Consider the following 10,600-nt stretch of genomic DNA (forward strand, 5'->3'; position numbering starts at 1 on the left):
GTGACCGACCGTGAGGGGATCTGGGGAATCAATGCCTGTGACCAGCCACCACCCGTTGGCTACGGTGCGCAATCTCCACGCGAGGGTGATCACGATGGCACGGTGGCTCCCACCGCAGCGATGGCAGGAGTTCTCTTTGTCCCAGAGCAAGCAAAACAAGCTCTGGCAGCGCTTCAGAAACGCTTTGGAGAAAAAATCACAGGGCGCTACGGACTCTCCAACGCCCTCAACGCCGATAAAAACTGGTTTGATCAAGATGTCGTCGGAATTGACTTGGGCATGGCGCTCCTTGCCTGGGAGAACTCAAAAACCGGCCTGCTCTGGAAACTGGTCGGAGAGCATCCGTATCTTAGGCGTGGCCTAACGGCTGCGGGGTTTAAACCGGAGCCTCGGCCCCGAGAGTCGTGACTATAGCCTGGTGTTGGACTCCCTGAAGAAGCGTGGGGTCGTAGGGAAGCGAAGAGAGGGTGGCTTTGGCTGCGAGTACATGGGCCACGGCTTCGTCGAGGCGGGTGGCAGGTAGCTCCCCCGAGCGAGCGGCGGCAAGAAGAACCTCATAGGTCTCACGCTGACGCTCTAACGTATGGCAGACCAGCACCATGTCCGCTCCCGCTTTCACAGCGGCGAGTGCGGCTTGGGCGGTTCCCCAGCGCTCAGCGACGGCTTTCATCTCCAGGCAGTCGGTGACGATTAGGCCATTGAAGCCAAGCTGTTCTCGAAGTAGACCGGTGAGGATTGTCGGGCTCATCGTTGCGGGCAGCTCAGCATCCAACGCCGGAAAGAGAATGTGGGCCGTCATCACGGCAGGCACTCCCGCAGCAATTCCCGCTTGGAACGGAACGAGCTCACGCTGCTGCATCACCTCTAGCGAGTGCGGCAGGGTGGGGAGGGCAAAATGCGAATCGGTAGCCGTGTCACCATGGCCGGGAAAGTGCTTCAGGCAGGCAAGCATCCCCGCCGCAGCGTAGCCCCGAACTTGAGCCTCGACCATAGGAACCACTTCGTCTACGGTTGCCCCAAAGCTACGATCGCCGATCACAGGATTAGCGGGGTTCGAGTTAATGTCGGCGACCGGCGCAAAGTTAGCATTCACCCCGACGGTGCGTAGCTCCAGGCCCGTCTGGTACGCAGCAGCATAGGCGGCCTCCGTGCTCTTAAAGTCAGCAGCGGCGGGCTGACGGCTAAACGGGGCCGTCCCAAAGCGAGCAACACGCCCCCCTTCTTGATCCGTGCCAATCAGTAGCGGCGTTTTCGCGAGGCCTTGAAGCGCATCCAGCATCTCTCGTACAGCAACAGCATCTATATCCGGTGTCGGTTTCTGGCGAGTATCATGGAGATTGCGTCCCATAACGATCATGCCCCCTGCATGGAGCTCCCGCACACAGACGCGGGCCTGCTCATCCAGTGCCGTGCAACCGTGCCAGCCAAAACAGCAGAGCTGACCAATTTTTTCTTCCAGGGTCATCTCGTTTTCCCTAGTTCGGCGGAGCGCTCTGTGGCGGCACGGACGGCCTCCATCACGATGCCACGAAAGGCTGCGCTCTCCAGTACCGCAATTCCCGCCATTGTCGTTCCAGCAGGTGTCGTGACGGCATCCTTGAGCTCCATCGGGTGCTGGCCGGTTTCTAGCGCCATGCGCCCCGCTCCCACCAGGGTCTGGGCAGCGAGCTGACGGGCGGCAGGGCGTGGCAGACCCATCCGAACACCCCCATCGGTGAGGGCTTCTAGAAATAAATAAACAAAGGCAACCCCTGAGGCGGCGACGCCCACAACGGCATCCATCTGGCTCTCCGCCACTTCGAGACAGAGCCCCAGCGCGGAAAAGAGACGAGAAACCGTGGCCGCATGGGAGTCCGTCGCAGACTTGCCGCGACAGAGTGCAGACGCCGACGCGCTGATCTGCGCCGGGGTATTGGGCAGGACACGAAGAACCGGCTGGCCCTCAGAAAGAACTGCCTCCAGCGTACTCGTGGGAACTCCCGCCGCAACGGAGACGATGAGGCACTCCGGTGACAGCGCCTCACGCACTTCGGTGAGTACTAAGACGAGCTGGTAGGGCTTTACGGCAAGCAAGAGCACCTCTGCCCCGATTACCGTCTCACGATTGCTAGGCATCACCCGTGCACCAAGCTCCGTTGCAAGTGCCACACCTGAGGGCCGACCCGGCAGAGTAAGCTCTGCCGGGAGGAGCTGCCCCGAGGTCACCCAGCCACGCAGAATCGCGCTGCCGAGCTTTCCCGTCCCAATCGCCGCGAGCTTCACCTAGAGCCGATCGAAGAAGGGCTTGGGCTGCTCACCGGGCTTATCAGCGTGGATCATGACATTGGCCGGGGTGAACAAGTACGCCCCTTCCGCAATCTTCTCCACGTAACCATCTAGCGCATAGGTCACGCCATTGAGGAAGTCAATCAGCCGCTCCGCCACCTCGGGTGGGGTCTTCTCCAGGTTCAGGATCTGCGGCTCGCCCTGCTTGAGCCGATCCGCTGCCTTCTGAACATCGGCAAACGACGACGCGGGCATGATATTGATCGAGCCATCGCGGACGCTGGAGAGTCGGTAGGTGGTGTTACGAGTGGTCATAGTCGCAGTCGCCGGCGCAGTGGCAACCGTAGTCGGGGCAACCAATCGTGAGCTGCGCCGTGATACGGGCTCAGGATCGTCAAAACCTTCCTCTTCTTCCAGCTCATTGGCAGGGGTTCGTAGCCCAAAGAGAGTCTTTAGCCGATCTTTAAAGCTGCTCCCAACCGGCTCTTCTTGCTCGTCCTCACGCTCATAGGCGTTGTACATTGTTCCTCGCTCCTCAAAAACTTTAATTTAATAAAACTAATTCCGTGGTGGTCTCTCACCAAAAAGGGCCGTCCCAATCCGCACCAGTGTTGCCCCTTCCGCAATCGCCGCCTCAAAATCTCCCGACATTCCCATGGAAAGCACCTGTTGGTTCTCACCCGGAAGCGCCTCAAATAGACATCGTAAACGAGAAAAATGGGGACGCGCCCCCTCTGCATTTTCACACAGAGGGGCCATTCCCATCAGTCCCTTCAGTCGCAAGTAGGGCAGAGCCGCCACTTGCTCACAAAGTGCCTGTGTCTCTGATTCTGCCACCCCCGCACGGATCGCACTTCCCGCGAGGTTGACCTCTATCAGCACCGACAGCTCTTTTTTGTTTCTCTCTGCCTCAAGCGAAAGCGCCTGCGCCAGCGAGAGCCGGTCTACGGTCTGCACAGTATCGAAAAGCGATACGGCAAGCCGAGCCTTATTGGATTGCAGTCCCCCAATCAAGTGCCAGCGGAGCCCGACAAGATCCTCCAGTGCAGCACGCTTCTCGCGGGCCTCCTGAACATAGTTCTCCCCAAACTCACGCACCCCCGCTTCCCATGCCGCACGCACAGCCTCCGCAGGGTGACGCTTACTAACACCGACTAATGTGATCTCTTCTGGCAACCGGCCCGCACGACCTGCTGCCACCGCGATTCGCTCGCGGACGCTTAAAATACGCTCAATGATGGTTATCTGCACTCCGTATGCGGGGCATTATAACCCCATGTGTTAGTAACTGTCAATGGCGTTTGAACTTACACCGTAAAAATAACAAAAAGAACTATTGTTTGTTAATAACTTTACGGTATCATTCAGATATGCAGCGTCTCCTGACAAAACCATCCCCCACACCGAAACCCAAACCGGAAGTTCTCCTTAAGCCCAAATTGACAGCAGAACAAGTTCTGGATGGCTTTCTCAAGAACACAGGAGGGGCCACAGCATATGCCAAGATCACCAGTGCGGTGGCTTCAGGAACCGTTGAGTTCGTCGGACAGGCGACCCGAGGCACGGTGGAGATCAAGTCAAAAGCACCCAGTAAGTTTCTGATGCGCCTGCTCTTACCAGCGCAAGGAGAGATATCTCTGGGCTTTGACGGCAAAGAGGGCTGGTCACGCGACCCGAATCTGGGGCTACGCATTCTTCGGGGCGCAGAGCTCGCACAGCTCAAGCTTCAGGCGCTCCAGACAAACGCACCACAAAACTGGCGCAGCTACTTCAAGAAAGTGGAGAATCTAGGGGTTGCTAAAGTCGGCGTGGCAAGCTTCTATAAGCTACGGCTCTGGCCCAAAGATGGTAGTGCGCCCGTGATCCAGTTCCACGACACCACGACGCTCCTTCTTGTGCGCACGGATCAAGTCCAGGAGAGTCCTCAGGGCAAGCTCAGCACCACGACCTACACCAGCGACTGGCGACTAACCGAGGGCGTCAAGACACCCTTTCAGATGCGACAGAAGACCAAAGAGGTCGAGTTGGTTTTCGCCTTCAACCAGATCCGAAACAACGTCCCTCTCTTAGATACCGACTTCGCACGTCCTGCGGAAGTCCCCAACAAGCCCGCTAAAGTGCGTTAAAGAGTGCCTTGCCCGGCACTGCACCCGTGTGCGCCCCCTTTGCCACGACAGGCTGTCCATTGACAAAAACCCACTCAATGCCAACAGAGAGCTGATGTGGATCGGTAAAAGTCGCTCGATCCGTTACGGTGGCAGGATCTAAGATCACCAGATCCGCAAAGAAGTTTTCACGGACTTGCCCTCGGTCACGGATGCGCAGGCGCTCGGCGACGGAGCTGGTCATCTTGCGAATGGCATCTTCCCACGTCAGCAAGCCCTCTTCACGGACGTACTTACCCAGCACACGGGGGTAGGTGCCGTAAGCGCGGGGATGAACCGGCGTGGTCTGGGTGGCGGGGTCAAGGCCGCCCGCATCGGTGCTGATCTTGATCCAGGGCTGCTGGAGCTGGAGCCTGAGGTTCTCTTCGCACATTGAGAAGAACACGGTGCCAATGCGCTGGTTTTCCGAGTGCAGTAAGCGTAAGGCCGCCTCTGCCCAGTCGCAGCCAAGAAGCTCGGCGATCTGAGTGAGCCGTAGCCCGCTAAAGCGCTTGTTCTCGTCTTTGAGAAAGCCTAGCGGCATCACATGCCCTCCTCGGTCGCTACTGGCAAAATCTCCGGTCGCGGCTTGGGGAGCGATCATCTCCTCATAGATACGGCGGCTCGTGACAGGATCGGCGATGTTTTCGTAGAGCTTGCCGCCCTCGTGCGCCCAAGTCGGAATAAGAACCGAGAGCCCCGTGCCACTCGCAATATAGGGATACATGTCCGCCGTGATGTCAATGCCTTGCTCACGTAGCTCGTGGATGCGCTCGATCGCGCGGGGCATCTTGTCCCAGTTGCGCTCGCCCGAGGCTTTCAAGTGGTAAATCTCCACCGGACAGCCCGAAACTTCAGAGAGCTGCGCCGTGGCCTCAATACTCTCCAGAAACCCGTCGCCCTCGGAGCGCAGATGGACAATATACACCCCACCGTAGCGCCCAACGACCTTGGCACACTCGATGAGCTGGTGATCCGTGGAGTAGGAATCCGGCGGGTAGATCAGGGCAGGAGCGATCCCGAAAGCCCCCTCTTCCATGGCCTCCGCTGTCACACGGCGCATTTGCTCTAGCTGGTCATCGGTGGGTGTATCCGCATCCCAACCACAGGCCCACTCACGGACACTACCGCCCCCGACAAAGCTCCCGACATTGACAGAAACACCACGCGTCTCGTAGTGCTTGAGCCAGTCTGCAAAGTGTCGCCAAGTGGGAGCATCGCTCGTCTGTCGCTCGGTGCGCCTACCACCAAAGGGTGCGGGAGTCCACAGCTCGCCTAGGATCTCCGTCGTGACGCCTTGGGTGACTTTCGAGAGCCCACGCCCATCGGTCAGATAGGGATGGAGTGAGTGGCTCTGAATGTCTATAAAGCCCGGACAGAGCACTTTTCCCTGCGCCGACAGTACTGTTTGTGCGTTTTCTCGTGGGAAGTGCCCCGGAGCCGTGACGGCGATAATGCGCTCGCCTGTCACAGCCACATCGGCATAAAAAAACGGATTGCCCGTGCCATCTACGACACGAGCATCCGTTATTAGAAAATCAGCCGTCACGTTTACTTACGGCGGCGGCGCAGGAGGGCAAGAGCCCCTAGGCCGACCAGCGCAAGCGTCCCAGGCTCGGGGATCACATTACCACGTCTCGACACCACCACATTATCTATGGCCCAAGACTCGTCCGGCACACCCTGAAGGTTCTGTCCCGCAAAATCCAGAATGACCGTGCCACTAGCCGCCGTGAACTCAAGCTGTGGGTTCGAAACACCATCGAACTTGTAGAGAGCATACCCATCATAGATGCCATAGACATCGGTATTGATAAACTCAGCATCGGTGCCCGGTGCGTAGCTCGCCACACCAATATAGCCATTCGACGAAAACGACTGGTTAGAACCACTGACATTGGAGAAAGTCGTATCCACTAAAGGTCCGCCAGCCGCCGTCACACGCCAGACATCCGGCCCCACAGAGCTATTATTTCCATCCCAAGACCCCCTGACGAGAAGATCCAGAGTCAGGTCGTACAAGTCACCGGGAACCAGCCCACTGAGCGTCAGGCTTGTGCTAGAGTTATCTGAAAAAAGCCCCAAGAACTGCGAAGTCGCTCCTGCCGGGTTGGCGGTGTTAGGATGGCTCACAAGAGCGCCCGCCGTGAAACCTCCCGTGGTGGTCTCAAAGTCGTTGGAGTAGGCAATCTGAGCCTGGGCACTGCCCGAAAGCGCCAGACCAGCAACAAGAGTAAGAGAAATTTTATTTGTCATTCGAATAGTTTACAACCCCTAGCAAATATACTACCCATCATTATACCCAGCAAAGTAGCTTGCGAAAACCTAGTAATTTTACGGGTTATTAGGTTCCCATTGCCCCTGAGGATTAATTATCTCACAGGGATTAAACTTCGACTTGTAGGAGAGGCTAGGACAAGCGGCAACCCAGTAGCCAAAGTAGGCCCACGGCTTCTCCAGCAAGCGGGCAAGCGCGATAGTCTGAAGCATCGCAAAGGTGCCAATACTGCGCCCCTCGCACTCAGGCTCGTAGTAGTGATAGACCCCTGATACCGTGTTTGGAGTGATGTCTGTGAGCACAACCGCCCGTAGCACTCCTTCCTCCCAGACACTGATCTCCACCGCAGGTAGAGGGTTATGCACAAACGAAAAAGCATAGTCCTCGGCGGATTTCTCGACCTCAGGCCAGCCTTTGGCGACTTCTTGTGCCGTGTGGTAACGGTTGTAGAGTGCTAGTCGTGCGACATCGACGGTGGGACGGGCATGGCGCACCTCTAAATCCGCGTTTTTTGCCAGCGCCCTCCGCTGCGAGCGACTCGGAGAGAACTCCGCCGCCAAGATCCGAATCGGGCGGCACTCCCGGCAACCATCGCAGATCGGGCGGAAGAGCACAGGGCCAAACTTGCGCCAGCCCTCGTTCATTTTCTGCTCGTACTCCTCTGGGCTAAGCTGCGCTACCACCAGGTTTTCCATGGTCGCCTGCCGCTCGGGCAAGTAGTGACACTCGTCGGGACCCGTCAAAACCGTCTGGAGAACACGCATGGGCCATTTTATCGGTAAAATAGCCCATGCTCTCTGTCCCAGCACTCCTCGACGATGCCGCTCGCCGCTGGCGTATTCCCTCCTCTCTCTTGCTAGCCCTTGCCTGGCATGAAGGACGCTGGCAGCAGTTTCGTACGGCTCAGGACATTGAGGAGCTCGCGCGAAAGCTCTATCTCTGCTGGAACCGTGCGCCGATTATGGGCAACGGACGGCTCGAAGACGGGCGCAATATCTTGGAGTGCTGGTTCTATGCTCTAGGGCGCTACGGCACGGGCAAGGAGGGTGCGGCAGGTCATGTGTACGCCAACAAAGTCCTTGATGTACTCGCGTCGGGCGGCGAGGGACGCTTTCCCAAGATTGCCGTCACGCGCCCGTCAGCCGAAAAGCTGGCCTGGGGCCGGAGCGCTCCGACAGGCCCGCCCGCGCCGTGGCACTTTGGCGATGTCGCGCCGCTTCCTCGGGCAGTGCCAGTTGTGGATCTCAAGCTCCCCTATGTCATGCAGATGTGGGACTCTCCCGACGACTTTGACGGCGCAGGCTCTTGCGGCCCCTGCTCAATGATCATGCTCCTGGCGGGCCTGGGCAAGCGCCCCGCCAAGCCGGTTACCATTACGTCTTCGTATGTGCACACCAATGCCTGGGGGGGCTACATCAAAGAGATTGACGATGCGGTCTGTGAGCCCGACTCGGGAGCGATTCACGCGAAGATGCTAACCTACTTAAAACCAGACTTCCCTGGTGTGGCGATTCTCTACAACGAAAAGGCCACTTTTGCCCGAGTGAAAGCCGAGCTAAACGCGGGCCGCCCCGTGATCTTAGGGACACGCGTCACTCCTGCCGGGCACTTAATGACAGCGCGGGGCTATCTCTCGGACAACAAGCGCATCATTGTCAACGATCCCGCCGGAAATCAGACATGGACCGCGCGGCGCAACAGCCCCGATGGAGAGCTCTCCTCCACCGGCAACCGCTACTGGAACGGCGGCGGCGAGAGCGCAATCTACGAGTGGGAGGCGCTGGATGTTCGCTGGATCATGACAGTCGGCCCCAAGCCCCCTGATGCCGATAAACCGGAGGATGGTACATGACACCAGATTTAGAACAAGCACACGGCAACTTAATCGGGCACCTGAAGTGCATTCACCGCTGGGCCAGCCGGATGTCCGACGAACAGTTTGACTTTACGTACCACCACGCCGCGCCCACGGGCCGCACGCTCGTGACCCACGCTTGGCAATGGCTGATCTGCGACCGAATGCATATCGAGGAGCCCGATGCCAGCAAGCACGCCCGGGTCCCCGATGCGCCCGCAGACAAAGCCGCGCTTATCGCCGAGCTAGAAGCCGAGGCAAAACGCTGGGATGAGATGCTCAAATCCCTCACGCCAGAGCAGCTGGATGAAGCGCGCCACCAGTTCAACGACACGGGCTTCGACTGGAGCGTGCGCGGCTGCATCCACCACATGCTCCAGAACGTCATCTACAAGAACGGACAGCTCTCGTATCTGGCATTCTCGTTTGGCCTCGATGGCACCGAAATCTACAACGCTCCGTTTCCCAACCCCATCTACGAAGAGGTTTTTGGGCCAAATCGCTCATGAAAAATCTCAAAAAGCTCACTCGGCTTCTCTGCGCTCTGCTGCTCCCCACACTGATTCTTCTCGTTGTGGCATGCTCGCCCCAAAAATCCGAGCCCCCTCTTCCCTCGGACGAGACATCACCGTTTGTGGGGAATGCGGCCTGCGAGCCCTGTCATGCGGCTGAGTTCACAAGCCATCAGAAGACCCACCACATGGCCACGATGCAGGAGGCAACTCGTGCTGGACTGGGCGCCCTGGCCCCCGAGCCAGGGCAAATTCCGGGCGTCGGCATGCTAACGGAGCAACAGGGGCGCTTTGTGGTCAATGACCTGCCTCTTCAGCTCGTGCTGGGCTCCGGTAAGACGGGCATGACCTTTATCGCCCTCTCCGATGATAGCTGCACGGAGATTCAGACCAGCTACTTTCCCCACGAAAAGCTCTGGCGCACCACCCCGGGCCAAGAGAAACCCAAAGCGATGGCAGGCCAGGTAGGCCGCATTGTCATTGGCCAGGAAGCCCAGCGCTGCCTCGGCTGCCATGCCGTCACCCTTCCCGAAAACTCTCTACAGGTCGAGCGCCGCTTCTTTGGGGTAGGGTGTGAGTCTTGCCACGGGCCGGGGCGAGAGCATGTCGCTGCGATGGGGAAAGGCGAGAAGCCTGCCAAGCTCGCAATAGAGTCACTCAAAAACGCAGGCGGTGAGCAGCTCAACACGCTCTGTGGCAGCTGCCACCGAACACAAGACGATGTCGGGCCTCTCAGTAAGAGCACCAATCGCTTCCAGCCCTATGGCCTGTCTCTGAGCCGCTGCTTCAAGGAAAGCAAGGACAAGCTAACCTGTGTCACCTGCCACAGTCCCCATGAAGATGCGGGCACCGACCCAAAACCCTACGAGAAAGCCTGTCTGAGCTGCCACAGTGCGCCGAAAAAAGCCTGTCCCGTGAATCCCAAAGAGAAATGCGTCGGCTGTCACATGCCCGAGCGGCCCGCCTTTGAAGTGGGAGATACCCCCACAAAAATGGCGGATCACTTTATCAAAATCTACCGCGCCAACCGATGATAAAATAGCGGCACTATGCCTGCTACTTCTCTTGATCAGATCATCTCTCTTTGTAAACGACGCGGTTTTATCTTTCCCGGCTCCGAGATCTACGGCGGCCTCCAGGGAACCTACGACTACGGCCCGCTGGGTGTGGAACTGAAGAATAATCTTAAGCGGCTCTGGTGGAAGCACAATGTCTACGAGCGCGACGACATGGAGGGGATCGAGACGTCCCTTCTGACCAACCGCTATGTCCTGCGCTACTCCGGCCACGAGAAGGGCTTCACCGACCCGCTGGTGGACAACAAGACCACCAAGAAGCGCTATCGGTTCGATCACCTGCTCAAAGAGCAGACGCCCGAGACGCTGGATGCCATCGCGGCTAGCTTCGGAATTGAGCGCAACCCGGACATGGATATCTTCGTGGACGCGCTGCTCAGCGATCCCACCAAAGCCCAGACGGCGCTGAAAGCCGCCAAAGTGGTGGATGCGCTGGATGGTAAGCCGGGCGACTGGACCGAGCCACGCAC

Annotated in this window: 12 protein-coding genes and 1 pseudogene; 6 read left to right on the forward strand and 7 right to left on the reverse strand. The window is 58.3% G+C overall.

Translation table 11 applies throughout. The annotated features are described in order from the left end of the window. Positions 1–408, forward strand: a 408-nt coding sequence (locus RMO15_RS18340) for a glucoamylase family protein (protein ID WP_309715092.1), incomplete at its 5' end; no start/stop codon positions are given. On the opposite strand, the gene nagZ is transcribed toward RMO15_RS18340, so the two are convergent. From nagZ to RMO15_RS18360, 4 genes are read right to left on the reverse strand one after another with little or no spacing between them, the layout of a single operon-like run. Then, the gene (gene nagZ, locus RMO15_RS18345; protein ID WP_309715094.1) at positions 377–1,465 is read right to left on the reverse strand and encodes a beta-N-acetylhexosaminidase; all 1,089 of its coding nucleotides are present in this window, start codon (positions 1,463–1,465) and stop codon (positions 377–379) included. The two genes, RMO15_RS18340 and nagZ, sit on opposite strands and share 32 nt — an antisense overlap. Further along, positions 1,462–2,262, reverse strand: a complete 801-nt coding sequence (gene proC / locus RMO15_RS18350) for a pyrroline-5-carboxylate reductase (protein ID WP_309715096.1) — start codon at positions 2,260–2,262, stop codon at positions 1,462–1,464. The genes nagZ and proC overlap by 4 nt, the downstream gene beginning before the upstream one ends. Continuing rightward, on the reverse strand, positions 2,263–2,787 hold the full coding sequence (locus RMO15_RS18355; RefSeq protein WP_309715098.1) for a cell division protein SepF: 525 nt from the start codon (positions 2,785–2,787) through the stop codon (positions 2,263–2,265). Between the two features lie 36 nt (positions 2,788–2,823). Next, the gene (locus RMO15_RS18360; protein WP_309715100.1) at positions 2,824–3,516 is read right to left on the reverse strand and encodes a YggS family pyridoxal phosphate-dependent enzyme; all 693 of its coding nucleotides are present in this window, start codon (positions 3,514–3,516) and stop codon (positions 2,824–2,826) included. A 119-nt stretch (positions 3,517–3,635) separates the two neighbouring features. Between RMO15_RS18360 and RMO15_RS18365 the strand changes: the two genes are divergently transcribed. Beyond that, positions 3,636–4,391 (forward strand): hypothetical protein, encoded by a 756-nt coding sequence (locus RMO15_RS18365; protein ID WP_309715102.1) that lies wholly within the window; start codon positions 3,636–3,638, stop codon positions 4,389–4,391. Here the strand turns inward: RMO15_RS18365 and RMO15_RS18370 are convergent. From RMO15_RS18370 to RMO15_RS18380, 3 genes are all read right to left on the reverse strand, one after another. Further along, the gene (locus RMO15_RS18370; protein ID WP_309715104.1) at positions 4,378–5,958 is read right to left on the reverse strand and encodes a D-aminoacylase; all 1,581 of its coding nucleotides are present in this window, start codon (positions 5,956–5,958) and stop codon (positions 4,378–4,380) included. The two genes, RMO15_RS18365 and RMO15_RS18370, sit on opposite strands and share 14 nt — an antisense overlap. A gap of 2 nt (positions 5,959–5,960) precedes the next feature. Further along, positions 5,961–6,665 carry a PEP-CTERM sorting domain-containing protein gene (locus RMO15_RS18375; RefSeq protein WP_309715106.1) on the reverse strand — a complete coding sequence of 235 codons (705 nt, stop codon included), beginning with the start codon at positions 6,663–6,665 and terminating at the stop codon, positions 5,961–5,963. A 78-nt stretch (positions 6,666–6,743) separates the two neighbouring features. Then, complete coding sequence (locus tag RMO15_RS18380) at positions 6,744–7,451, reverse strand: arginyltransferase (RefSeq protein ID WP_309715108.1); 708 nt, start codon at positions 7,449–7,451, stop codon at positions 6,744–6,746. 26 nt (positions 7,452–7,477) lie between these two features. Here RMO15_RS18380 and RMO15_RS18385 point away from each other — a divergent pair, with 26 nt between their 5' ends. The 4 genes and pseudogenes from RMO15_RS18385 to RMO15_RS18400 all read left to right on the forward strand — a co-directional run. Further along, positions 7,478–8,539: a C39 family peptidase gene (locus RMO15_RS18385; RefSeq protein WP_309715110.1), complete on the forward strand. Its 1,062-nt coding sequence runs from the start codon at positions 7,478–7,480 to the stop codon at positions 8,537–8,539. Next, positions 8,536–9,051 (forward strand): DinB family protein, encoded by a 516-nt coding sequence (locus RMO15_RS18390; protein ID WP_309715112.1) that lies wholly within the window; start codon positions 8,536–8,538, stop codon positions 9,049–9,051. The genes RMO15_RS18385 and RMO15_RS18390 overlap by 4 nt, the downstream gene beginning before the upstream one ends. Then, positions 9,048–10,088 carry a multiheme c-type cytochrome gene (locus RMO15_RS18395; RefSeq protein WP_309715114.1) on the forward strand — a complete coding sequence of 347 codons (1,041 nt, stop codon included), beginning with the start codon at positions 9,048–9,050 and terminating at the stop codon, positions 10,086–10,088. The genes RMO15_RS18390 and RMO15_RS18395 overlap by 4 nt, the downstream gene beginning before the upstream one ends. A 15-nt stretch (positions 10,089–10,103) precedes the next feature. After that, positions 10,104–10,600 (forward strand): annotated as a pseudogene (locus RMO15_RS18400) (glycine--tRNA ligase); the annotation flags it as partial.

This window comes from Armatimonas sp., from assembly GCF_031410135.1.
Lineage (GTDB): Bacteria > Armatimonadota > Armatimonadia > Armatimonadales > Armatimonadaceae > Armatimonas.